Source organism: Pseudomonas paraversuta (genome assembly GCF_904063065.1).
In the GTDB taxonomy this organism is placed as follows: domain Bacteria; phylum Pseudomonadota; class Gammaproteobacteria; order Pseudomonadales; family Pseudomonadaceae; genus Aquipseudomonas; species Aquipseudomonas paraversuta.
The window spans coordinates 125837-149929 of the sequence record NZ_CAJFCL010000001.1; the positions used below are offsets into that span (position 1 = coordinate 125837).

Consider the following 24093-nt stretch of genomic DNA (forward strand, 5'->3'; position numbering starts at 1 on the left):
TTCAGCGCCCCGGCTCGTCGTTCCAAAGATATTTGTGCAGCTGCATTTGCAAGCGTACTGGCAGGTTATCCGCCACGATCCAGTCCGCCAGATCGCGGGCCTTCAGGTCGTGGTGACTTGGCGAGAACAAGACTTCGCCAGCCCGTCGCTCCAGCCCGTACTCGATCAGCTTGGAGACCGCCCAGTCATAGTCTTCCCGCGAGCAGATCACAAACTTGACCTGGTCATTGGGTGTCAGCAGCGCAATGTTTTCATAGAGGTTGCGATGGGACTCTTTGGAGCCCGGCGTCTTCAGGTCGAGCACCCGACTGACACGCGGGTCGACCGCAGAGATGTCCAGCGCTCCGCTGGTCTCGATCGAGACCTCATAACCCGCATCACACAGTTGCTTGAGCAGAGGGATGGCATTGGGCTGCGCCAGAGGCTCCCCTCCCGTCACACAAACATAACGCGGACGAAACCCGGCCACTTGCTCAAGGATACTGTCGAGTGGACGTACGGTGCCGCCACTGAACGCGTAGGCACTGTCGCAATATTGACAGCGCAAAGGACAGCCGGTCAGGCGTACAAAAACGGTGGGCAGGCCAGCCGTTCGCGTTTCACCCTGTAAAGAGTAAAAAACTTCGGTAATTCTCAATGTGTCTTGCATATCCGCCACGGGCGTAACAGCTAAACAGGCTGTCCGCCTCCGTCAGGCACTCCAAAGAATCTGCCTGCGCAGGACTCAGAAGAGCGTATTTCATAAAAGGGCGTGGATTCTAACGAAAAAACCCGCGACAGGCGCGGGTTTCTCGATGAAAGCATTGTGTTGCTTACATGCGCTGCAGGTCTCGCTGCGCCAGCTGTGCCGCCGAAGTACCAGGGTACTGGGCGATCACTTGCTGCAGAATGCCTTTAACCTTGTCGGTATGACCGAGGCGGCGCTCTACATCAGCGAGCTTGTAAAGCGAATCCGGCACTTTGGCATGCTTGGGATACAGCTGACTGACCTTGGCAAATGCCTGGCCAGCGGCCTGCAAATCACCTTTGGCCAGATTCACTTCACCCAACCAGTACTGGGCATTGCCCGCATACTGACTGTTCGGGTATTTGCGCAGAAAGGCAGTGAACGCCAGACTGGCCTTGTCGAAGTCCTTGGCTTTGATCAGGTCGAAAGCAGCATCGTAATAGAGCTTTTCTTTCGCCGGATCGCCAGGTTCCGAACTGGCAGCGGCCTGAGAAGCAGGTGCTGCGCTGTTACCGGCGGCATTAGCACCACCGGCAGAGGAATTATCAGGAGCGGCAGCAGGAGCAACGCCGGTTCCTATTCGCCGATCAAGTTCCTGGTATCGCTCCAGGCTTTCTTGCTTCATCCGCGAAACATCATTTTGCAGAACTTCGATCACACCTTGTTGGCGGGCAATCTGCTCCTGCATTTGTTGCAACTGGTTGAACAGCTCGCCCTGTGCCGAGATAGGGGTCGAAACCCCTCCCCCGGCATAGGCGCCGCTCGCACCGTAACCCGTAGCCGGATTACTCCCCCCGCTATTGTTATAGCCAGAGTTGTCATCGACCACAGGAACCGCAGCCCATGCCGCTAGCGGCATGAGGCTGAGAGTCAGAATAGTTACAGCACGGCGGCACGTTCGCATGACGAATTACTTACGCAGTTCGACGCGACGGTTTTGAGCCCACGACTGTTCGTCGTTGCCAGTAGCGATTGGACGCTCTTTACCGTAGGACACCAGCTCCAGCTGTGCTGGAGAAACACCTTGCAGTACCAGGTAGCGTTGAACGGCTTTCGCACGACGCTCGCCCAGTGCCATGTTGTACTCACGAGTACCACGGGCGTCAGTGTTACCTTCCAGAACAACGCGAGCGCCGTTAGCTTTCAGGTCTTTAGCGTGTACGTCCAGAGCGCGCATTGCTTCTGGTTTCAGGTCCGAACTGTCGTATTCGAAGTAGAAAACAGTGATCGCGCGCAGAGCAGCTTCTTCACTCAGGGAGCCATCAACAGCGCCTGTGTTTGCGCCGTAACCAGCGTTTGGATCAACAGCAGCGCCTTCACCGGCATTGTCGCCGCCTTTGGACGAGCAACCTACAGCTACAGCCATGGCCAGTGCCAGCGCAGCGAATTTACCAAACTTCAGCATTTCCATCGTAAAACTCCTAATGAACCCCAAGTGTTATATGCAACGTAAAGCTATCACCACGTCAGTTCAGGTAAGGGGACCAGGAAGGTTCTCTGACTTCGCCTTGAGCGGTAGGAAGAGGGAGCCTTACGCGTCCGTTAATGGACACGAGCATCAAGACTCCCCGGCCCTGCTGGCGGGTGGCGTAGATTACCATGGTGCCGTTGGGTGCAACAGTAGCTGACTCATCAAGGTTGGTATCTGTGAGGATTTTCACGGTTCCACGCTGCAAATCTTGCGCTGCAACACGGAAATTAGTGAAACCGTCCTGACGATGGATCATTACCAGGGTCTTTTCGTCAGCCGAAAGCTTCGGACTGGCGTTGTAGTTCCCGATAAAAGTTACGCGCTCTGCATTACCGCTACCAACTGTGGTCTTGTAGATTTGCGGTTTACCGCCCCGGTCAGAGGTGAAATAGATGGTATTGCCATCTTTACCCCAGAACGGTTCGGTATCAATTGCCGGATTGTTCGTCACGCGAGTCAGCTGACGCGAAGCCAGTTCCATCACGTAGATCTCGGCATTACCGTCTTTGGACAATACAAACGCCAGCTTGGAACCATCCGGCGACCAGGCAGGCGCACCGTTCAGGCCTTCAAAGTTGGTGATCTGCTCACGACGGCCGGTATCAATGTTCTGCATGAAGATACGCGGACGCTTCTGCTCGAACGATACATAAGCGATACGCTTGCCGTCCGGAGCAAAACGCGGCGACAGAATAGGCTCGCGCGACTGCAGCAGGGTAACGGCACGGGCACCATCGTAGTCCGAACGCTGCAAGGTGTAGCGGGTGTTGGTCGCACTGGCACGTTCAGCCGTTACATAAAGCAGACGTGTAGAGAATGCACCTTTAATACCGGTCAGTTTTTCAAATGACTGGTCAGAGATGTAATGCGCCATGTCCCGCAGCTGATCAGTGGTACCCGACACGCTGCCGGTCAACACTGGCTGCTCGGTCGCCACGTTGAACAAGGCATATTGAACCTGCAGGCGACCGCCCGCCGGGACAATATTACCAACCATGACGTACTGGGCGCCCAGGGCTTTCCAGTCACGGAAAATGACTTCGCTGGCCTGGGTCGGCAAGCCAATCATGTTCTGCTTTGGAATCGGCGCGTAATAACCCGAATTGCGCAGGTCATTGCCAATGATTTCAGCCATGTCGTCGGGCAGGACGGTACCGCCCTGCCAGCCGAAAGGAACAACTGCAATTGGCGTTGCCCGGTCGCTACCACTGGTAACCAGAATGTTCTTTTCATCTGCTACCGCCATCCCTGCCACGCAGCAGACGATGACTAGCAGTCCTCGAAAAAATTTAATCACAAGGCTAGATCCTCAGGTGTGAATGTCATCTTGAATGATCGGTAAGGATTAAAATCGCTGGGCTTCATGCCCTGCATTTCCGTTAAACGGCCAATATTCTTGACCGCTGCCACAGCCGAGCTATCAAACGGGCCATCACCACTGGACTTGGCAACCGTCACCGACGTTACCGTGCCATCTGGCAACATGCCAATTTGCAGTACCACTGTCATATTCTTGCGGGCCGAAGGCGGACGAGCCCAGCCTTCTGCTGCTCGAGCACGAATCAAGTCATCGAAACTGCCGGCGACCTCATCGCCCTGCTCATCAGCCAGGGCTTGCTGGCGTTGTGGCGTATCGGAAAGCAAATCAGCCAGTGCTTGCGCCTTTTTGTCTTCGGTCGATTTACGCGCTGCTTCTACGGCCTTTTTCTTGGCAGCATCGGCAGCCGCCTTTTTCTTCGCATCTTCGGCGGTTTTCTTCTTCGCCTCGTCTGCTACGGCCTTTTTCTTGGCATCTTCAGCAGCTTTCTTCTTCGCATCTTCGGCCGCTTTTTTCTTCGCGTCTTCAGCGGCCTGTTTCTTGGCCTCTTCTTGCGCAGCCTTCTTGGCCTCTTCCTCAGATTTCTTCTTGGCTATATCAGCCAGTTTCTTCTCTTCGGCTTTTTTGGTTTCTGTAGCCTTTTTGGCATCGTCGGCTTTCTTGGCGTCATCTGCCTTCTTCGCCTCGTCTGCCTTTTTGGCTTCGCTCGCCTTGGCTTCATCAGCCTTCTTGGCATCAGCAGCTTTTTCGGCAGCCTCTTCTTTCTTTTGTTCCGCGGCTTTTACAGCCTCTTGCTCAACCTTCTTTTGTTCCATCTGTTCGACTTCGGTCTGGCGTGCGGCGGATTTTTTCGCCTCACCCGCAATCTTTTGATTGGTCTGGGTGGTCGCCTGACTTTTGGACTTCAGTTGATACAAGGTTGCCTGAACAATCGGCTTGGACGGCGGCAGTTCCGGAGTCATGGCAAAGCTGGCGAACAGCATGCCAAAAATCAGGATGTGCAGCCCTACCGCCCAGACTGTAGGCCAAAAATAGTTTTCAGAGGCGGACGGCTCCCGCTGTTCGCGCATCAGGGAGCCTCGGTTATCAGGCCAACGTTACCGACCCCGGCCTTCTGCAGGCCACCCATGGCGCCCATCACAGCGCCGTAATCCACAGTTTTGTCACCGCGGATAAAGACTTGGGTGTGCTTGCCGCCTTCGTTGCCCGCGCGAATGATTTTAGTCACTGCGTCAGTCATCTGCGGCAAGGTCATGGCCTTGTCCATCTGCTTTTCGGTGTCGACTTCACTGCCAAGGTTCCAGAAATAGGTCTTGTCAGCCTTGATCGAAATGGTCAGAACCTGAGTGTTGTTGTCCTGCGGCAAAGCCTCGCTGGAGACCTTGGGCAAATCAACCTTCACACCCTGGTTGAGCATCGGTGCGGTCACCATGAAGATGACCAGCAGTACCAGCATCACGTCGATGTATGGCACTACGTTCATCTCGGCAACCGGCTTGCGCTTTTTGCGCGCTCGAGCGATTAAAGCCATTGGAAATTACCTGCTTATTCTTCGCTGGTGTGCACTTTGCGGTGCAGGATCGCCTGGAACTCATCGGCGAAGGTGTAGTAGCGGCTAATCAAGGTTTCGCTACGTGCAGCAAAACGGTTGTAAGCGATAACTGCCGGGATCGCAGCGAACAGACCAATCGCCGTGGCAACCAGTGCTTCGGCAATGCCCGGGGCAACAGTCGCCAGAGTGGCTTGCTGGGCAGTGGCCAGACCCCGGAAGGAGTTCATGATGCCCCAGACCGTACCGAACAAACCGATGTACGGGCTGACAGAACCCACGGTTGCCAGGAACGGCAGGCTTTGCTCAAGCTTCTCTTCTTCACGGGAGATGGCTACACGCATGGCACGTGCAACACCTTCCATAACGGCTTCCGGATCAACACCCGACTGCTGGCGCAGACGAGAGAACTCTTTGAAGCCGGCACGGAAAATCTGCTCGACTCCGGAGTCCGGGTCCGGGTTGCTACCCGCCTGACGATACAGCTTCGACAAGTCGATACCGGACCAGAAACGCTCTTCAAAGCTTTCCAGGGCACGTCGACCGGCGCGCAGCATGGTGCTGCGCTGAAAAATCATGACCCATGAGGTAACCGATGCGGCCAGCAGGATCAACATTACCAACTGCACAACAATGCTGGCATTGCTGACCAAGCTCCACATGGAGGAATGGTCGACGACGTTAGCTTCCACGCTTTATCTCCTGCTCTAAATGTTTACCCGCGCCGCTCACGTCGGCAAAGGCCGTACGTAAAGCTTCGGGAATGGCCCGGGGTTTAAAACTATCGGCGCGCACACAGGCCACCAAAAACTGCCCCTCACAGAGCAGTGTTGCATCTGTCGCCCGCCAGACCTGCTGCTTGAAACGCAGGCTTGCACGGTTGAGCTCTGTCACTTGCGCACTAACCAACAGTTCATCGTCCAGTCGCGCCGGAGCGTGGTAACGCGCCTCGCTGGAATGCACGACAAATAACAGGTTCTCCCCCACCAGCTCGGACTGGGAAAAACCCAGCTCCCGCAGCCTTTCGGTTCGAGCCCGCTCCATAAACTTTAGATAATTTACGTAATACACGACGCCACCCGCATCGGTGTCTTCGTAATAAACGCGACAGCGATGTGCGAACGGCTCAAGCCTGTTTTGCGCGCGCATACTCTAGTGCTTACTCCTCAGGTTGCCAATCCGCCAATCGACTGTTTTTTCATTCTTCCCGGACTTTAAGACCCGGGATTTTCAGCGCCAGCCCTTGAGACAGCAAAAACGCCGAAAAAATCGACTGCCGACCGCTTATTAATCATCTAAAGCATTCAAAAACTCGTCTACGACCGGCATTTCGCCCAGGCGCGACGGAATGTTCAGTCCGAAGTGCAAATACGCGTGCCGGGTCACAACGCGACCACGGGGCGTGCGCATGATATAGCCCTGCTGGATCAAATACGGCTCCAGCACATCTTCGATCGTATGGCGTTCTTCACTGATTGCAGCGGCCAGACTGTCGACTCCGACCGGACCGCCGTCGAACTTCTCGATCATGGTCAACAACAGGCGCCGGTCCTGATGATCGAAACCATGCTCGTCGACATCCAGCAGATTCAACGCCAGGTCGGCCACCGGCTTGGTGATATGACCCTTGGCCCGCACCTCGGCAAAGTCCCGTACACGACGCAACAAACGGTTGGCAATGCGCGGTGTGCCACGTGCGCGCCGGGCAATTTCGTAGGCGCCTTCCGGATCGAGGGGCAGACCGAAGATTTTGGCCGAACGGCTGACAATCGTTGCCAGGTCATCCGTGCTGTAAAACTCCAGCCGCTGCACGATGCCGAACCGGTCACGCAACGGATTGGTGAGCATCCCCGCGCGGGTAGTCGCCCCCACCAGGGTGAACGGTGGCAAGTCGAGCTTGATCGAGCGTGCGGCCGGCCCTTCACCAATCATGATGTCGAGCTGGAAATCCTCCATTGCCGGGTACAGCACTTCCTCAACGATGGGCGACAAGCGATGGATCTCATCGATAAACAACACATCGTGCGGCTCAAGGTTGGTCAGCAACGCGGCCAGATCACCCGGTCGCTCCAGCACCGGCCCCGAGGTGCTTTTGATCGACACCCCCATTTCCTGGGCAATGATATTGGCCAGCGTAGTTTTACCCAGCCCGGGCGGACCGAAAATCAGGGTGTGATCCAGCGATTCCGAGCGCCCGCGGGCAGCCTGGATAAACAGCTCCATCTGCTCGCGCACCGTCGGCTGACCAATATAGTCGGCCAGGCTCAAAGGACGAATCGCCCGATCCTGAACCTCTTCGCGGTCCCGCCCGCCTGAGGCGGTTATCAAACGGTCAGCTTCAATCACTTAAATCATTCCCTTGAGGGCACGACGAATCATATCTTCACTGCTCAACGTTTTATCCTTGATCGCGGCTACCGCCTTGCTTGCTTCCTGAGGTTTATACCCCAGAGAAATCAAGGCGCTGACCGCATCGCTTTCTGCACTGGCCACCTGCAGCGGCGCGTCCGGCTGGTTTGGCACCAGCGCAAACATGCTCGGCACCTGCTCCCAGGCCTTGAAACGGTCCTTGAGCTCAACCAATAGTCGCTCGGCGGTTTTCTTGCCCACCCCCGGAACCTTGGTCAAGGCAGATGTATCCTGCGCCTGCACGCAGCGCACCAACTCGTCTACCTCAAGGCTCGACATCAACGCCAAAGCCAGTTTGGGGCCGACACCGTTGAGCCGGATCAGCTCACGAAAGAAGTCACGCTCACGCTTGCCGATAAAACCATAGAGCAACTGGGCGTCTTCGCGAACCACCAGGTGGGTGTGCAAGGTCAGCGGCTCGCCTATGGATGGCAGCCGATACAGCGTGGTCATCGGCACTTCAAGCTCATAGCCCAGGCCATTTACATCAAGAATCAGGTGCGGCGGCTGTTTTTCAGCCAGAGTACCGCGCAAGCGTCCAATCACGTTTTAGATCCTTTTCTCTGGCCAGATCAATGGCTCACAACTGCAACGAGCAGGCTGCATCATTGCAGATAGAACCCTGCCAGCAAGCTTAATTACATTAATAAACGTGTTTCAGAGCCGCAAACGCCCGCCCCGGCTACGCGCCGCACCCAGGCCGTGGGGCAACAGGCTGGAACGAGTATGTGCATGGCACAAGGCAATCGCCAGCGCATCCGACGCATCGATTTGCGGCTTGGTCGTGAGCTTGAGCAAATGCATGACCATCATCATCACCTGCTCCTTGTTGGCTCCCCCGGTACCCGCCACGGCCTGCTTGACCTGAGTGGCCGAGTACTCGGCAATCTCCAGGCTTTCTTCTGCACCCGCCACAATGGCGGCGCCCCTTGCCTGGCCCAGCTTGAGCGCCGAGTCGGCATTGCGGGCCATGAACACTTTTTCGATGCCCATGGTTACCGGCCCGTAAGTCTGAATCACCTCGCGCACTCCGCGATAGACGATCTGCAACCGCTCATGCAACTCGCCACTGCCCGTACGAATGCATCCCGACGCCACGTACACGCAACCACGCCCGGTGTCTCGCACCACGCCATAACCGGTGATTCGCGAACCAGGATCAATACCAAGAATAAGAGTCATAACGCCTACAGCTTATGAAGTGACGCCCACGGGAACATGCCCGAACAGCTTAAAGGCAGAAGCCGGAGGTGCACAGCGTAGCGATCATCGCAACGTTGCACCTCCGGCCTCAGGTTTGTAGCACGTTATCAGGCTAGCTGTTCCAGCACCGCATCAGGAATTTCGGCATTGGAATACACGTTCTGTACGTCATCCAGGTCTTCAAGCATATCGATCAGCTTGAGCACCTTCTGCGCACCATCCAGGTCCAGCTCGGCGCTGGTGGTCGGCAACATCACAATCTCAGCGTCTGCCGGGGTGAAACCCGCGGCTTCCAGTGCGTTGCGAACCGCGTAGAAGCTTGAGAACGAAGTGAATACATCCATGGAGCCGTCTTCATTGGTCACCACGTCGTCGGCATCCGCCTCCATCGCAGCTTCCATCAACGCATCTTCATCAATGCCCGCGGCATAGGATATCTGCCCTTTGCGCTCGAACAGATAAGCCACCGAGCCGTCAGTACCAAGATTGCCGCCACACTTGCTGAACGCATGACGCACGGCGGCTGCGGTGCGATTACGGTTATCCGTCATGCACTCAACCATCACTGCAACGCCACCCGGACCGTAGCCCTCGTAGCTCAACTCGACCATGTCGTCGGTATCGGCGGCACCGGCACCGCGAGCGACGGCACGGTCAATGATGTCACGGCTCATGTTTGCACCAAGGGCCTTGTCCAGCGCCAGACGCAGGCGCGGGTTCGAACCCGGATCAGCCCCGCCCTGACGGGCAGCGACGGTCAGTTCACGAATCCACTTGGTGAAAATCTTGCCTTTTTTGGCATCCTGACGCTCTTTGCGGTGCTTGATGTTCGCCCACTTAGAATGACCTGCCATAACGCACTCCGAATCCTTTATGAAACCTTGCCGGTCCTGACACGTGCCACGAACCGGCAATAAAAATTCTCGACCCGAATAGCAAAGGCGCATCCGGAGATGCGCCTTTGCAGGTCAGCTTTACTCAGCCTTAGGCTGTTCGCGCAAACGAATGTGCAACTCGCTCAGTGCCTTGGCATCAACTACACCAGGAGCCTGAGTCATGACGCAGGCAGCGCTCTGGGTTTTCGGGAAGGCAATGACTTCACGAATCGACTGGGCACCGGTCATCAGCATCACCAGACGATCCAGACCGAACGCCAGACCACCATGGGGTGGCGCGCCGTATTTCAGGGCATCCAGCAGGAAGCCAAATTTCTCTTCCTGCTCGGCTTCACCGATACCCAACAGACGGAAGACCGCCTGTTGCATTTCCTTGCGGTGAATACGGATCGAACCGCCACCCAATTCGGTACCGTTGAGCACCATGTCGTAGGCACGGGACAGCGCGGTGGCCGGGTTGGCCTCCAGCTCTTCAGGCGAGCACTTGGGTGCGGTGAACGGGTGATGCAAGGCGCTGAAGCTGCCGTCGGTGTTCTCTTCGAACATCGGGAAATCGACAACCCACATCGGAGCCCACTCACAGGTCAGCAGGTTCAGATCGTTACCGACCTTGATACGCAGTGCACCCAGCGCTTCGCTAACGATCTTGGCCTTGTCGGCACCGAAGAACACGATGTCACCATCAACCGCACCGACGCGATCGAGGATCACATTGAGGTTGGCCTCAGGGATGTTCTTGACGATCGGCGATTGCAGACCTTCAACACCTTTGGCGCGCTCGTTGACCTTGATGTACGCCAGGCCACGGGCACCGTAGATGCCGACAAACTTGGTGTAGTCGTCGATCTGTTTACGCGGCATGCTCGCGCCGCCAGGAACGCGCAAGGCGGCAATACGGCATTTAGGGTCGTTGGCCGGGCCGCTGAACACCTTGAATTCCACATCTTTAAGCTGATCGGCAACGTCAACCAGTTCCAGCGGGTTACGCAGGTCAGGCTTGTCGGAGCCGAAGCGGCGCATGGCCTCTTCCCAGGTCATGTGCGGGAATTCACCGAATTCCAGACCCAGCACTTCCTTGAACAGGTTGCGGATCATTTCTTCGGTCAGACCCATGATCTCGGCTTCGTTCATGAAGCTGGTTTCGATGTCGATCTGAGTGAACTCAGGCTGACGGTCGGCACGCAGGTCTTCGTCACGGAAGCACTTGGCGATCTGGTAGTAGCGGTCAAAGCCGGCAACCATCAACAACTGCTTGAACAGCTGCGGCGATTGCGGCAGAGCAAAGAAGGAGCCGGCGTGGGTACGGCTTGGCACCAGATAGTCACGCGCGCCTTCCGGTGTGGCACGGGTCAGGATCGGTGTTTCGACGTCCAGGAAGCCGTTCTCGTCCAGGAAGCGACGGATGCTGGTGGTCATGCGCGAGCGCAGACGCAACTTCTCGAGCATTTCCGGGCGACGCAGATCGATAAAGCGATAGCGCAGACGGGTTTCTTCGCCGACGTCGGAGAATTCGTTGAGCGGGAACGGCGGGGTTTCCGCTTCGTTCAAGACTTCCAGCTCGTAGCCCAGTACTTCGATCATGCCCGAGGCCATGTTGGCGTTGCCGGCACCGGCCGGACGCAAGCGCACCTTGCCGGTGACCTTGACCACGTACTCGCTGCGCACACGGTCTGCGGCGGCGAAGGTCTCGGCGCGATCCGGGTCAAACACCACCTGGGCCAGACCATCACGATCACGGATATCGAGGAAAATCACCCCACCGTGGTCACGGCGACGATGGACCCATCCGCAAAGGGTAATTTCCTGGCCTTCCAGGCTTTCGTTCAGTTGGCCGCAATAATGGCTGCGCATCATGGTAGTGGTTTCACTTCTCGTAATTCGAAATTCGGTGGAGGTCTTGCGCACCGTCAGTGCTGGTAACAATGCAAGAGCCCGCTTGTGTTCAGACTGCTTTGGTTCAGCCTCAGTCGGATTTGTCGCCGCCTGCCAGATTCTTTTTCGAGCCTGTCTTGAAGTCTGTTTCATACCAGCCGGTGCCGCTAAGGCGGAAGCCTGGCATGGACAGCATTTTCTTCAGCTCAGGGGCCTGACAGGCAGGACAATCAACCAGTGGCGAGTCACTGATCTTTTGAATGGCTTCCAGTTGATGACCACAGGAAGCGCACTGGTAATCGTACATGGGCATTGGCGTGTCTCGACAATCCGTTAGCGGCAACCCATAAGGAGGGTTACGCAGCAAAGCGCGAGATTATATCTGGTAAATCGAGCCATTGCAGCCGCATGAACAGCCATAAGACCTTAAAGGCACCATGATTCGCAAAAGATTACAAGCCACCGAACAAACTGCTCCGGCGCCACACCCCGAATCGCCCGGCAAACCGGTATTTTTCGGCAGCTTCGGGAGAAGCTCTCCGAGCCTGGGTACATGCCAACCCAATGAGGCAGTCAACGTCTTGCACCCTCCATGCCCCACTATCAACTTCCCGATCAATGCAAGAACGCCAGGAATTTATCAAGCAACGGTTCTTACCCTCAATATAAAACCCCACCTGCTGATATATATCGGCAAACCGGCGACAGTCCTCCAGCCAGACCAAACTGGAAAGGGGCCAGGGCAAGTTCTTTTCGAAATCAAAAAATACAAACATCCATCCCGCCCTGCGCCCTGCACTTCTGCGCCAATATCAATCAACATCCAGCACAATCAAAGGTGGTTTTTTTTGAAACAACCCCTTATGAAACACAGACCGCAAGCCTCTCAAGGCGGCATGCGCGCCCGGGCCCGACCAAAGAACATGAACCCCTGAGCAAACTAACCGGGAACGACCAGGCTAAAGCCCTCGCGCCCATCCAGAACAGTTAAGGAAAATACAATACCCCCACTCAACGTCTGGTACTTCAGCGTTAAAAAATACCCGCCCGCAGCGACAACTGACACTTTATGCATGATCAAAAAAACACAAAACCGTACTCATCCAGATCATGCTCGGCACTCAAGCACCACCTTTTAAATCACATACTACAAGCCCCCTATCACTCATAGTTTAAATACGAGCCAGCACGACACTTTCAGTACTTGAGCAACCCATTATTTTTGTCAATTCATAGCAGATTATAAATACAACTCCTTCCAGGGCTCTGCCCCCTGGAAATATGACCAACGGTCATGCCTGTACCAACATCGGCATAGGATGCTGTAACCAGCCACAATCACCCGACGCCATCAGATGCCGCCTGAAATGGGCTGCACACCTCTAGAACAAGGCTCTACCACTAAAAAACGCGGGGGATCATCATGTGCTGTGCAATCACATCAACATCCCATCAATACGCTTAATTTGAGAAGGCCCAAGCTTTGCTGTTAAATAGGCGGCGTGTCGCCTTCGTCAAGCCTCTGGCGACGGCGCATAGGCTGATGCCCGTACGTGTCTAGCGCCTCCATCATTTTCAGAAGCGAACCGTACGCAATCAGCTCTTCCTTGCGATCCGTCTTAAATGTGAGTTTATTGAAATGTTGAAAATCGTCCACCTGCTAACGGGCGCAGCTGCATTGCTGCTGTCCTTCATTCCTAGCCTGCAACCTGAAGCTATACCTTACCTGCAACACGCCGATGCTCTGTATCTGGCTTTTTTTGGTCTCCTTAACCTGACACTGGCTCCAGTCATTCCGTTCTGGAATAAAGGCCCCCGTCATCAACTGCAAAATCTGGTCAGCGCTCTATTGGTGCTGTCTGTTGTCCTGCAAACCCTGACCCTGTTCGGCCTGTTGTTGCCGATCGGCGATCAGCCAGCAATTTTGATCAGTCTCGTTCCTGCTGTAATTGCCGTGTTGCTGCATCTTGTAGTCAGCTTCTACAAATCATCACCTTCGTCGACTTCGCAAAGCTATGACATGACCAACCGCGATACAGGCACTGTAAAGTGGTTCAACACCTCCAAGGGGTTCGGCTTTATTTCCCGCGACTCCGGGGATGACATTTTTGTCCACTTTCGCGCCATTCGCGGCGAAGGTCACCGGGTACTGGTGGAAGGACAACGTGTCGAGTTCTCGGTGATGAACCGCGATAAAGGCCTACAAGCTGAAGATGTAATTGCAGCGTTGCCACGCCGCTAATTTCAGCAAAAAAAAACCGCGATCCAGCCCTGGCTGATCGCGGTTTTTTATTGCCTGTTCAAAAATCAATAATGCGGCGGCGGAGCTTCTTCCTCAAATGATTCGAACTGTCCGCCCATTTCTTCCTGGCGCTTGAGCAGCGCAGCCATCTGCATTTGCAAACGGTCGACGGCGTTTTGCTGCATCACCAGCACATCATTCAATGCCTGAATGGTGTCATCCTGAAAAGCCAGACGGCTCTCAAGGTCCATTACCCGCGCCTCAAGGGTCATCATTGCACCTCTGAAAAAGTGAACTCGACACCAAGGACCGACTTCAACTTGTCCTGGATCGCGCCCACCTCTGCCTGGGTATACGGCTTTGCCGGGTGCTTGCCCCAGACCGGACCGGGCCATGCAACATCGGCCTGGTACCGAACAATGACGTGCATGTGCAGCTGGCTGACAACATTACCCAGCGTCGCGACATTCATTTTGTCCGCGCCGAATGCATCCTTCAGCGTCCGCGCCAGGGCTGTTGTCTCAGCCCACATCAACTGCTGATCATGTTCATCCAATTGAAACAATTCACTTATACCCTCGCGCCGTGGCACCAAAATAAACCAGGGATAATTCGAATCATTGGAGAGCAACAGACGGCACAAGGGGAAGTCCCCTATCAGCCAGGTATCCTCGTGAAGGCGTGTATCCAAAACGAACACTGGGTGTTCTCCTGTTCAACGGGCAGTTTCAGTTCAACCGGCGCCTGACGACACGTATCAACCGCCAGGCGAAAGAGCTGCAGGATACCCTTGATTGCTCCATACATCACGGCAGCAAGCATTGATTTCCACCAGCAGCGCAGCAACAAAGGCTCAATCAACAGTCATCAAACACTTGTGCACCAAAAACGCACAATATGAATGTTTTTAGTGCACCAAAACGTCACCGACCACCCCAACAGGTGTTTACCGGTAACGTTTCAGGTGTTTCCCTGCGCCAGAACCTGGCCTTTACAACGGAAAAACTGGCAGCCAGCCCTGCAATATTCCCGTTTAACCCAAGCAGCGTCTGGATTTTCAGACTGGAAATGCCCAAAAAAATATTTTTCGAGCTATTGGGTAATTTGAGCATGCTTGTTGCATAAGCCACTGACACAGTCGTCCAAGTGTCTGCCGGAGTGCGGTCACCGGGCGATAAATAACAATAGCTGCGCCGCTAGAATCCGGGATTTAAATGTGTAGGCGCAACGTAGTTTCCATGTAGCCACAGCTGTAAACAGCACTTTAAACATGCTGAAAAACGGCATACAGCTATGCGCCTGCGACATGCGGGGTAGCAATTTGCGACACAGCTGTAAAGAAACTGAATGCTTATGAGAGCAAGTATCGCCAACATGGCCGGCGTGATATAAGTTTGCGCCGACACAAAAAGAAAGAGCCGCCCCAGATAATAATTCAGGTGGGACGGCAGTACTCTTCCTAAAAACCAAAGGAGCAAATCACGATGCGCGTGATGAAGTGGAGCATGATCGCCCTGGCTGTTTCAGCCGGTACTACCCAGTTCGCAATGGCCTCATCGCAGGACGATGCTAAAGGTTTCATTGAAGACAGCACGCTGACTTCCAAAACTCGCATGCTGTACATGAACCGTGATTTCCGTAACGGCGCTGGCAACATCGCCAAGCCAGGTGGCGGCTTCAAAAGCGGCTACCGCGAAGACTGGGGCCTGAGCGAACTGCTCAACTACCAGTCCGGCTTCACCCAGGGCACCGTCGGTGTCGGTGTTGACGCTTTCGCCATGGGCACAGTACGCCTGGACGGCGGCGCTGGTCGCCAGGGCAACGGCCTGTTCGCTACCAAGGGCGACGGTTCTCCGGAAGATACCCAATCGAAAATCGGCGGTGCTGTAAAATTCCGTCTTTCCGATACCGTTCTGAAATACGGCAACCAGTTTGTTGCCAGCCCGGTTTTCTCTACCGATGACAGCCGTTTGCTGCCAGAAGTAGCTACCGGCACCTTGCTCACCAGCAAGGAAATCAAGGGTCTGGAACTGAGCGCCGGCCGCTTCACAGCGCTGAGCTCGCAAACTGGCATGGCTCGTGACAGCATCAACGGCCCAGGCCAGCCTGGCCTGACCTCTGCCAACATTGCTGGCGCAACCTACCAGTTCACCGACAACCTTGTCGGTGGTGTGGCGGCATCCGATGTTGATGACTACTTCAAGAAGCAGTACATCAACCTGAACTACACCCTGCCGATCGCAGACTCTCAAGCCCTGAACTTCGACCTCAACGGCTACAGAACTTCGAGCCAAGGCCAGGAACTGGCTGGCAACGTAGACAACAAAATCTGGAGCTTGGCAGCTGCCTATAGCCTCGGCGCCCACAAGTTCACCATTGCTCACCAGCGCTCCACCGGTGACAGCGGTTACTACTACGGCGTAGACGGCGGCGGCACCATTTTCCTCGCCAACTCCGTGCAGTACTCCGACTTTAACGCCAAAGACGAGCAGTCCTGGCAGGGTCGTTATGACCTGAACATGGCCAGCTACGGCGTTCCAGGCCTGAGCTTCATGGCTCGCTACGTTCGAGGCACCAACATCTCCACCAATGACGGTGAAGGTAAAGAGCACGAGTTCGACTTCGAAACCAAGTACGTGCTGCAGGAAGGCCCGGCCAAAGACCTGTCTTTCCGTCTGCGTAGCGCTATTTACCGCACCACCAGCAACTACGGCAATGACGTCAACGACGTTCGCCTGATCGCTGAGTACCCACTGAACATCCTGTAATCGATGCCTTCGGGCTTTAGTTACAAGTACTGTGTTTAGTAAAAACCACGCCCCTGCCTCAGGGGCGTGGTTTTTTATTGCCCGGGGCAAAGTATATATAGCAAGCTAACTAACAACCCGGCAACCAACAACTTCTTGGCCCCTGCCCCCATCGATCCGTATGAAGGTACTAAAACAAATAAAGGGGCATATTCGCCCCTTTAATTGTTCCTGCACCTGATGATCAAGTGTGGTGCGCAGTATTAGTTCGCAGCCACTTCCTGAACCATACGGATGACTCGCTGAGGAAACGGAATGTCCACACCCTCGGCCCGCAGGCGATCACGTGCGTGCTCGTTGAACATGAACAGAACATCCCAGTAATTGGGCGTATCCACCCAAACCCGCAGCGACATCGTGATAGCACTCTCACCCAGGGCGGATACCACCACCACCGGGGCCGGATCTTTAAGTACCCGCGGATCATCTGCCAGCATCAGCAGCACCTCACGCACCTTCTGCAGATCCGCGTCGTAATCAACACCGACGTCAAACACCACCTTGCGTGTCGGTTGACGGTTGTAGTTGGTGATGATGCCGTTGGACAGATTACCGTTTGGCACGATCACGGTTTTGTTGTCACCGGTACGCAACACCGTGTGGAAGATCTGAATGCTATCGACGGTTCCGCTCACGCTTTGCGCTTCAATCCAGTCACCGATCTTGAACGGACGGAACAACAGAATAAGCACTCCGCCGGCAAAGTTCGCCAGGCTGCCCTGCAACGCCAGGCCAATAGCCAGGCCTGCCGCACCAATGGCCGCGACGAACGACGTGGTCTGGATGCCAATCATTGAGGCAACGCTAACAACCAGCAACACCTTGAGAATGATATTGACCAGGCTGCTGATGAAACCCTGCAACGCCAGATCAGCCTTCCTCAACGCCAGCAAGTGCGCCAGTTTTGCCGTCAACCGGTTGATCAACCACCAGCCTACCGCCAGGGTGATCACTGCCAGCAGCACACGGCTGCCGTATTCCATAATCATCGGGATCCAGGCCTGTGAGGCCTTGATCAACTGATCAACTTCAGCATTCAAATCCACTTGTATCTCCTTGCACCCATATCCGGCGACTTCATTCGTTCAGCGAGACGATAGAACAGCTCAATCGTTTTTGCAGGTCCAGGGAAAATCGGACGTAGATAATCGCCATAGGTTCCCCCGTATTCAGTCACGGAAGTTATTGAACTGCAGCGGCATATCGAAGGTTTTGGCCCGCAGTGCAGCGATCGCTTCTTGCAAATCGTCACGCTTCTTGCCAGTGATACGCACTTGCTCGCCCTGAATGGAAGCTTGAACCTTGAGCTTGGCGTCCTTGACGTGAGCAACGATTTTCTTCGCCAGCTCCTTGTCGATGCCTTCCTTCAATACGGCTTCCTGCTTCATCAATTTGCCAGAAGCGTAGGCATCCTTGATCTCAAGGCATTGCGCATCAATCTTGCGCTTGATCAGGGCCAGCTTGAGAATCTCGATCATCGCTTCCAGCTGAAAGTCAGCCTCGGCGGTCAAGTTCACGGTCAGGTCCTTCTCCTTGAACTCAAAAGTACCCTTACCCTTGAGGTCATAACGACGATCCAGCTCCTTGACCGCGTTTTCAACGGCGTTGGTGACTTCGTGCTTGTCCAGTTCGGATACCACGTCGAACGACGGCATGTAGTTTTCTCCAATAATAAAGGGCGCGCTCAACACAGATGGAGCACGCCTGACCTGACAGTTAAAATGCGCGGGCATTATAGCGGTTCTTCGACTTCATTCACTTGCGAGTACACATGCCAAATTCGGCCTTGCCTCAAACCTCCTCCAATATGCCGACGCCGTGGCACATTCTCGGCGCCGGGAGCATGGGCATGCTGTGGGCCGCGCGACTGGCGCGTGCCGGCCTGCCTGTCACGCTGATCCTGCGCAACGGCGCGCGCCTGCAAGCCTATCAAGCGGCACAGGGGGTAACTTTAGTTGAAGGTGAGCACTCGCAACTGATACCCATCCGCGCCCAAACACCCGAGACCGACGAGCCAGTTCAGCGTCTGCTGGTGACCTGCAAGGCCTATGACGCAGAGCACGCCGTCAGGCAGATTGCCGGACGGCTCAGCCCCGATGCCGAACTGATCCTGTTGCAGAATGGCCTTGGCAGTCAGCAAATCGTCGCCGACCTTGTCCCACGCAACCGCTGCATCTTTGCCTCAAGCACTGAAGGCGCATTTCGCCAGAGCGACTGGCGCGTAGTGTTTGCCGGCCAAGGCCAGACATGGCTGGGAGATACCAGCGGCGGCGAAGCACCGCAATGGCTTGAAGAACTGCAGCGCAGCGGCATAGCCCACCAGTGGAGCCCGAATATTCTGAGCCGTTTATGGCGAAAACTGGCCCTTAACTGTGCGATCAATCCACTGACCGTACTGCACGACTGTCGTAACGGCGGTTTGCAGGCACACAGTGGCGAAGTCGGCACGCTGTGCACCGAACTCAGTCGCTTGCTTGAAGATTGCGGACACCCTGAGGCGGCGATCGATTTGACTGCCGAAGTCAACCGCGTCATCCAGGCCACTGCCAACAACTTTTCTTCCATGCACCAGGATGTCACCCAAGGCCGGCGCACCGAAATCAGCTATCTGCTGGGCTATGCCTGCGCAGCCGCTGCCAATCACCAACTCGCGGCCCCGCACTTGCAGGCGCTGCAACAGCGGCTCAGCAATCACTTGAAGCAGCGTGGATTGCCCTGCAACTGAGGCCCGCGCTACTCTGCGGCCTTGTTCTTCTTGAATGCGACGACCCATGCCCTTGCGCCAGCGCCTTGAAAACCTCCCGGTAGGCCAGAAGTTGCTGGCCGCCCTCCTCGTATTGCTGGCTACCGTGTTGCTGGTGGCCAACCTGACGTTTATCAGTGCTGCGTACTGGATCTCCCACGAGAGCACTGCACCACAGGCCTTGCAGACACTGGGGCAGCTGGCGTCGAAACCCGCACTTATCGCTCACGCACTGGACTCCGAACACAACGCCGAAGCCCTGCTTGAGGAAATTGGCAGCTACGCCCCTCTGCGGGCCGCTGCGATTTATGACAGTGCGGGTAATCTTCTGGCGCAATTGCAGCACGGAGAGCACCTGCCGCTGCCCGAGCACTACCGCCAGATCGAAGCCTGGCGCCTGACCGAACTGCGCAGCAATCAACTCGCGAAACTCCCCCGGGACCAGGGCCCTCCAGGGCATTTACTGCTGGTCGCCAGCAGCGAACTGCCCATGGCGTTTTACACCGGCACACTCACCGCCAGCCTGGGGATTTTGATCTTCAGCACCTTGCTCTGGTTCGTGATTGCCCGGCAGATCAAACGCCTGATTACCCAACCCATTTACCGACTTGAAGAGCTGTCGCGCCAGGTCACCCGGGAAGAGAACTACGCCTTACGCGCAGCGCCGGGCAACAACGACGAAATCGGCAGCCTCGCCGAGGCATTCAACACCATGCTGTCGCGCATTGAAGCGCGTGAACAGGAACTCAAGCGTGCGCGGGATGAAGCACAAGCAGCGTACGATCAAGCGCAGGCACTCGCAGAAGAAACCCGCAACACCAATCGCAAGCTGGAGCTGGAAGTCCAGGTACGCAGCAAAATCGAGAAAAAACTGACCGGGTTTCAGAAATACCTGAACAGTATTATCGACTCCATGCCTTCAGCCCTGATCGCTCTGGACGAACAACTCTATGTCACCCAGTGGAATCAGGAGGCCAGCGTACTCTCGGGAACGCAACTGGATGAAGCCTTGAATCAGCCGATTGACCTTGCCTTCGAACCCCTCCAGCCCTTCCTGCCACAGCTCAAGGACACCATCGAAAACCACAGGGTCGCTAAAATTGAACGCGTGACCTGGGGCCAGGGCGAAGATGCACGGCACTATGCTCTGACGTTCTACCCGCTGATGGGCGGTGGCGGCCGCGGTGTGGTTATCCGGATTGACGACATTACCCAGCGCCTGTCACTGGAAGACATGATGGTGCAATCCGAGAAGATGCTCTCCGTGGGCGGCTTGGCCGCCGGCATGGCACACGAAATCAATAATCCGCTGGGCGCCATCCTGCATAACGTGCAGAACATTCGCCGGCGCTTGTCCAGCGACCTGCCAAAGAATGTGGAACAGGCGCAGCAGGCCGGTATAGAACTGGAGGCTATCAATCGCTACCTGCAAGCCCGTGAAGTACCCAAACTGCTGGATGGCATCCAGCAGGCAGGGGCCAGAGCCGCAAAAATCGTCACCCACATGCTGAGTTTCAGCCGGCGCAGCAATCGACAAATGAGCCCCTGCGATTTGTCTGCGCTCATCGATCAGGCCATAGATATCGCCAGCAATGACTTTGACCTGAGCATTGGCTTTGACTTCAAGGGACACGCCGTTACGCGCCAGTTCGATCCGCAGCTAGGCCCCGTGCCCGTTATTCCCAACGAGCTTGAACAGGTGTTGCTGAACCTGCTGAAAAACGCCGCCCAAGCGATTCACCAGCGCACCGACAAGCGCGAACCGGGACGCATCATCCTGCGTACCAAGCTCAACCCGCCGTGGGCGCAAATACAGGTTGAAGATAACGGCGTCGGCATGCCGGAGCACGTGCGCAAACGGATTTTCGAACCCTTCTTTACCACCAAGGAAGTTGGCCAGGGCACAGGGCTCGGCCTGTCAGTGTCGTACTTCATCATTACCAACAACCACAAGGGCCAAATGGAAGTGCATTCAACCCTGGGTCAGGGCACCTGCTTTACCCTGCGCCTGCCGTTGGCTGGTAACCTGATAGCCGCACAGGAATCAACCAAGGTGGAACTCTAGACATGGGCTTTCGTTTATCGAAAATTTATACCCGCACGGGCGACAAGGGCGAAACCGGCCTGGGTGACGGGCGCCGTGTCCCCAAGGACCATCCGCGAATAGAAGCCATTGGTGAGGTCGACAGCCTTAACAGCCAGGTCGGCCTGTTGCTGGCCGGACTCACCGAGCACAGCGCGCAATGCCCGGGGCTCAATGAGCTGATTGAAGTACTTGAGCCGTGTCAGCATCGGCTGTTTGATCTGGGCGGCGAGTTGGCCATGCCGGCCTACCAGGCGCTCGACAACCTTGAAATCGAAAGACTTGAAGCGGCGATTGACCGCTGGAACGAAGAACTGGGCCCGCTGGAAAACTTCATTCTGCCCGGCGGCTCGAGCCTGATCGCGCAAGCTCATGTTTGTCGCAGCCTGGCACGCAGTGCCGAACGTCGCTGCCAACAACTCAATGCAGTTGAGCCCATGACCGGGGCAGGCCTGGCGTATATCAACCGTCTGTCAGATTTACTGTTCGTCGCAGCCCGCCTGATCGCCAAGCGGCAGGGGATCGCTGAAATTCTATGGCAGGCAGCAGCAAAGCCCGGGGCTTGATGGCAGCTCAAAAAGTGCCACCCGCGCGAAGTCACGCACAAGGTTGCGGTCAAAAAGCAGAAAGAGAGTAAAGCGTTGCCCGAAGCGGGCCAGATGCAGGCGGGGGTAAAACATGAAGGCAGCCACTGGGGCTGCCTTCATTTGACATCAGGCTACCGGATTGATTGGCTTTTCCGGGTACCACACGTCCAACAGCGGGCTAACTTCAACGCTGGTCAGCTCTGGGCGAGCTTTCAACCAGGCTTCAACAGCGGCACGCTGCTCTTCGCTGACCGAGCCGCGCTTCTGCAGGCAAACCAGACCGTAGTCGTCGCCGCCAACATAGCCCAGACCGTTAGCTTCCATGGCTTCTTTCAAAAACGCTGCGAGGAATGCATCGATAGCCTCTTCCGACAGGTCTTCTTTGAAATCCAGGTTCAGCTCAAAACCCAGCTCCTGAAATTCATCAACGCACAGTTTTTTGCGCAGACGCTGGGAACGATTAGTAGCCATTGAACAATCCTCATAAGTAATTACGGGCGGCACTTTAGCAGCTTAAGGCCGCAGTTGCCCGGTTCCATGTGAACGGTTCATCGTTTTCTGTATTTAATCAGCCAATACCTGCATCACAGCGATGCACAAGCCCGCTGACCTTGGGGCATAATGCCGATACTTTTATGACTATCGAGGGCTTATTTATCATGCCCTCTTATTTTCTCCCCTCGCCTGCAGGGTTTTACTTCATATGATCAAATCTTTACGACCATTGCTTCTGGCCAGCCTGTTTTTGCCGCTCGCCTTCGGCGCCAACGCCGCCCCCGTCAACACCACCCTTTCGCCAAAAGTCCAGCAAGCCCTCAAGACCAACAAGCTGCAAAACGATGCACTGTCATTGGTCATGATCCCCCTGGATGGCCCCGGCACTCCAACAGTCTTCAATGCCGACGTATCGATGAACCCCGCCTCCACCATGAAGCTGGTGACCACCTACGCGGCCCTGGAAATGCTCGGCCCGACCCATCAGTGGAAAACCGAGTTCTATACCGACGGCACCCTGAGCAACGGCATCCTGCAGGGCAACCTGTACCTCAAGGGTGGTGGCGATCCCAAGCTGAACATGGAAAAACTCTGGCTGCTGATGCGCGACCTGCGAGCCAACGGCGTGCAGCAAATCACTGGCGACCTGGTGCTTGACCGCAGTTTCTTCGAGCAACCACAGCTGCCGGTGTTTGATGACGACGGTAACGACAAGAACAAACCGTTCCTGGTCAAACCCGACTCACTGATGGTCAACCTTAAAGCCCTGCGCTTTGTTGCACGCAATGATGCCGGCAAGGTGCTGATCTCGGTCGAACCACCGATTGCCAGCATCCGGATCGACAATCAGGTAAAGGCCGTCAACACCAAGCAATGCACGGGTGATGTTCGCTACAACCCCGTTACCCAGGCCGACGGGTCGGTCCTGGTCACCGTCAGCGGCCAGCTGGCCGATGGCTGCAACTCCCAGACCTACCTGTCCTTACTCGACCATGCGACTTATACCGCCGGTGCGGTACGCGCCATCTGGAAAGAACTGGGCGGCAGCATTCAGGGGCAGAACCGTCAGGCCGCCGTGCCCAAAAATGCCAAATTGCTGGCCCGGGCCTACTCACCGGATCTGGCAGAGATCATTCGCGACATCAACAAGTACAGTAACAACACCATGGCCCAGCAACTGTTCCTGAGCCTGGGCGCGCAGTTCCGTAGCGATGCCGATGGTGACGACGCCAAGGCTGCACAGCGTGTCATACGCCAGTGGCTGGCCAAGAAAGGCATTACTGCGCCCCATCTGGTCATGGAGAACGGCTCCGGACTGTCACGGGCCGAACGAGTCAGCGCGCGGGAAATGGCGCAAATGCTCCAGGCCGCCTGGAAAAGTCCGTATGCGGCCGAGTTCATCAGCTCTATGCCCATTGCCGGTAAAGACGGCACCATGCGTAAACGTCTGAAAACCACAGCCATGAACGGCCAGGCCCATATCAAAACCGGCACCCTCAATACCGTGCGCGCGATTTCAGGCTTTAGCCGCGACAGCAACGGTCATACATGGGCAGTCGTGGCCATCCTCAACGACCCTCGCCCATGGGGCGCTTCATCGATTCTCGACCAGGTACTGCTCGACCTGTATCGCCAGCCTGCCCTGGCCAACAGCTCGGTATCTATCGCGCAATAAATTTGCAGGCCATAGC

At 55.8% G+C, this 24093-nt stretch carries 26 protein-coding genes; 7 read left to right on the top strand and 19 right to left on the bottom strand.

Going from position 1 to position 24093, the window contains the following annotated elements; translation table 11 throughout:
- Position 1: 1 nt before the first annotated feature.
- The 14 genes from queE to JQ845_RS00630 form a co-directional block, all read right to left on the bottom strand.
- Positions 2 to 649, bottom strand: coding sequence for a 7-carboxy-7-deazaguanine synthase QueE (queE, locus tag JQ845_RS00565; protein WP_003441261.1), 648 nt, complete (start codon positions 647 to 649; stop codon positions 2 to 4).
- Positions 650 to 812: 163 nt separating this feature from the next.
- On the bottom strand, positions 813 to 1631 hold the full coding sequence (gene ybgF, locus JQ845_RS00570) for a tol-pal system protein YbgF (RefSeq protein ID WP_029612352.1): 819 nt from the start codon (positions 1629 to 1631) through the stop codon (positions 813 to 815).
- A 6-nt stretch (positions 1632 to 1637) separates the two neighbouring features.
- Positions 1638 to 2138 (bottom strand): peptidoglycan-associated lipoprotein Pal, encoded by a 501-nt coding sequence (pal, locus tag JQ845_RS00575; RefSeq protein ID WP_003441254.1) that lies wholly within the window; start codon positions 2136 to 2138, stop codon positions 1638 to 1640.
- A gap of 55 nt (positions 2139 to 2193) precedes the next feature.
- Complete coding sequence (tolB, locus tag JQ845_RS00580; protein ID WP_050949469.1) at positions 2194 to 3444, bottom strand: Tol-Pal system beta propeller repeat protein TolB; 1251 nt, start codon at positions 3442 to 3444, stop codon at positions 2194 to 2196.
- A gap of 47 nt (positions 3445 to 3491) precedes the next feature.
- Positions 3492 to 4586 carry a cell envelope integrity protein TolA gene (gene tolA, locus JQ845_RS00585; protein ID WP_003441249.1) on the bottom strand — a complete coding sequence of 365 codons (1095 nt, stop codon included), beginning with the start codon at positions 4584 to 4586 and terminating at the stop codon, positions 3492 to 3494.
- Positions 4586 to 5038: a protein TolR gene (gene tolR / locus JQ845_RS00590; RefSeq protein WP_162207799.1), complete on the bottom strand. Its 453-nt coding sequence runs from the start codon at positions 5036 to 5038 to the stop codon at positions 4586 to 4588. Before tolR ends, tolA begins: the two co-directional genes overlap by 1 nt.
- A 23-nt stretch (positions 5039 to 5061) precedes the next feature.
- Entirely contained in the window at positions 5062 to 5757 is a 696-nt protein-coding gene (gene tolQ, locus JQ845_RS00595; RefSeq protein WP_003441243.1) for a protein TolQ, read from the bottom strand.
- Positions 5747 to 6214: a tol-pal system-associated acyl-CoA thioesterase gene (ybgC, locus tag JQ845_RS00600; RefSeq protein ID WP_003441239.1), complete on the bottom strand. Its 468-nt coding sequence runs from the start codon at positions 6212 to 6214 to the stop codon at positions 5747 to 5749. The genes tolQ and ybgC overlap by 11 nt, the downstream gene beginning before the upstream one ends.
- A 138-nt stretch (positions 6215 to 6352) precedes the next feature.
- Positions 6353 to 7411 (bottom strand): Holliday junction branch migration DNA helicase RuvB, encoded by a 1059-nt coding sequence (gene ruvB / locus JQ845_RS00605; protein ID WP_003441236.1) that lies wholly within the window; start codon positions 7409 to 7411, stop codon positions 6353 to 6355.
- Entirely contained in the window at positions 7412 to 8020 is a 609-nt protein-coding gene (gene ruvA, locus JQ845_RS00610; protein ID WP_003441233.1) for a Holliday junction branch migration protein RuvA, read from the bottom strand. It lies immediately after the preceding gene.
- A gap of 111 nt (positions 8021 to 8131) precedes the next feature.
- Positions 8132 to 8656: a crossover junction endodeoxyribonuclease RuvC gene (gene ruvC / locus JQ845_RS00615; protein ID WP_003441230.1), complete on the bottom strand. Its 525-nt coding sequence runs from the start codon at positions 8654 to 8656 to the stop codon at positions 8132 to 8134.
- Between the two features lie 128 nt (positions 8657 to 8784).
- Positions 8785 to 9531 (bottom strand): YebC/PmpR family DNA-binding transcriptional regulator, encoded by a 747-nt coding sequence (locus tag JQ845_RS00620; RefSeq protein WP_127196578.1) that lies wholly within the window; start codon positions 9529 to 9531, stop codon positions 8785 to 8787.
- Between the two features lie 120 nt (positions 9532 to 9651).
- Positions 9652 to 11427, bottom strand: a complete 1776-nt coding sequence (gene aspS, locus JQ845_RS00625) for an aspartate--tRNA ligase (protein WP_029612355.1) — start codon at positions 11425 to 11427, stop codon at positions 9652 to 9654.
- Between the two features lie 109 nt (positions 11428 to 11536).
- A complete protein-coding gene (locus JQ845_RS00630; protein WP_003441220.1) occupies positions 11537 to 11758 on the bottom strand; it encodes an FmdB family zinc ribbon protein in 222 nt (73 codons plus the stop codon).
- Positions 11759 to 13084: 1326 nt separating this feature from the next.
- On the opposite strand from JQ845_RS00630, the gene JQ845_RS23165 reads away from it, so the two are divergent.
- Positions 13085 to 13687 carry a cold-shock protein gene (locus JQ845_RS23165; RefSeq protein WP_127196579.1) on the top strand — a complete coding sequence of 201 codons (603 nt, stop codon included), beginning with the start codon at positions 13085 to 13087 and terminating at the stop codon, positions 13685 to 13687.
- A 65-nt stretch (positions 13688 to 13752) separates the two neighbouring features.
- Here the strand turns inward: JQ845_RS23165 and JQ845_RS00640 are convergent, their stop codons facing one another.
- Together JQ845_RS00640 and JQ845_RS00645 are read right to left on the bottom strand one after the other, a co-directional pair.
- Positions 13753 to 13959 carry a SlyX family protein gene (locus tag JQ845_RS00640; RefSeq protein WP_003441212.1) on the bottom strand — a complete coding sequence of 69 codons (207 nt, stop codon included), beginning with the start codon at positions 13957 to 13959 and terminating at the stop codon, positions 13753 to 13755.
- Positions 13959 to 14387 (bottom strand): HIT domain-containing protein, encoded by a 429-nt coding sequence (locus JQ845_RS00645; RefSeq protein ID WP_010655858.1) that lies wholly within the window; start codon positions 14385 to 14387, stop codon positions 13959 to 13961. The genes JQ845_RS00640 and JQ845_RS00645 overlap by 1 nt, the downstream gene beginning before the upstream one ends.
- Positions 14388 to 14584: 197 nt before the next feature.
- Between JQ845_RS00645 and JQ845_RS00650 the strand changes: the two genes are divergently transcribed.
- Both JQ845_RS00650 and JQ845_RS00655 read left to right on the top strand, forming a co-directional pair.
- Complete coding sequence (locus tag JQ845_RS00650) at positions 14585 to 14812, top strand: hypothetical protein (protein WP_127196581.1); 228 nt, start codon at positions 14585 to 14587, stop codon at positions 14810 to 14812.
- A gap of 359 nt (positions 14813 to 15171) precedes the next feature.
- Positions 15172 to 16455, top strand: a complete 1284-nt coding sequence (locus JQ845_RS00655; RefSeq protein WP_003441206.1) for an OprD family porin — start codon at positions 15172 to 15174, stop codon at positions 16453 to 16455.
- Positions 16456 to 16697: 242 nt separating this feature from the next.
- On the opposite strand, the gene JQ845_RS00660 is transcribed toward JQ845_RS00655, so the two are convergent.
- Positions 16698 to 17540 (bottom strand): mechanosensitive ion channel family protein, encoded by an 843-nt coding sequence (locus tag JQ845_RS00660; RefSeq protein ID WP_003441197.1) that lies wholly within the window; start codon positions 17538 to 17540, stop codon positions 16698 to 16700.
- 123 nt (positions 17541 to 17663) lie between these two features.
- A complete protein-coding gene (locus tag JQ845_RS00665; RefSeq protein ID WP_003441196.1) occupies positions 17664 to 18149 on the bottom strand; it encodes a YajQ family cyclic di-GMP-binding protein in 486 nt (161 codons plus the stop codon).
- Positions 18150 to 18301: 152 nt separating this feature from the next.
- Between JQ845_RS00665 and JQ845_RS00670 the strand changes: the two genes are divergently transcribed.
- The 3 genes from JQ845_RS00670 to JQ845_RS00680 are packed head-to-tail and all read left to right on the top strand — an operon-like array spanning position 18302 to position 21886.
- The gene (locus JQ845_RS00670; protein WP_160628432.1) at positions 18302 to 19219 is read left to right on the top strand and encodes a putative 2-dehydropantoate 2-reductase; all 918 of its coding nucleotides are present in this window, start codon (positions 18302 to 18304) and stop codon (positions 19217 to 19219) included.
- Between the two features lie 46 nt (positions 19220 to 19265).
- Positions 19266 to 21302, top strand: a complete 2037-nt coding sequence (locus JQ845_RS00675; RefSeq protein ID WP_003441194.1) for a sensor histidine kinase — start codon at positions 19266 to 19268, stop codon at positions 21300 to 21302.
- Positions 21303 to 21304: 2 nt separating this feature from the next.
- Entirely contained in the window at positions 21305 to 21886 is a 582-nt protein-coding gene (locus JQ845_RS00680) for a cob(I)yrinic acid a,c-diamide adenosyltransferase (protein WP_003441193.1), read from the top strand.
- Positions 21887 to 22033: 147 nt separating this feature from the next.
- Here JQ845_RS00680 and JQ845_RS00685 read toward each other — a convergent pair whose 3' ends face one another.
- Positions 22034 to 22378, bottom strand: a complete 345-nt coding sequence (locus tag JQ845_RS00685) for a YggL family protein (protein WP_003441192.1) — start codon at positions 22376 to 22378, stop codon at positions 22034 to 22036.
- Positions 22379 to 22610: 232 nt separating this feature from the next.
- On the opposite strand from JQ845_RS00685, the gene dacB reads away from it, so the two are divergent.
- A complete protein-coding gene (dacB, locus tag JQ845_RS00690) occupies positions 22611 to 24077 on the top strand; it encodes a D-alanyl-D-alanine carboxypeptidase/D-alanyl-D-alanine endopeptidase (RefSeq protein ID WP_003441186.1) in 1467 nt (488 codons plus the stop codon).
- Positions 24078 to 24093: the final 16 nt, after the last annotated feature.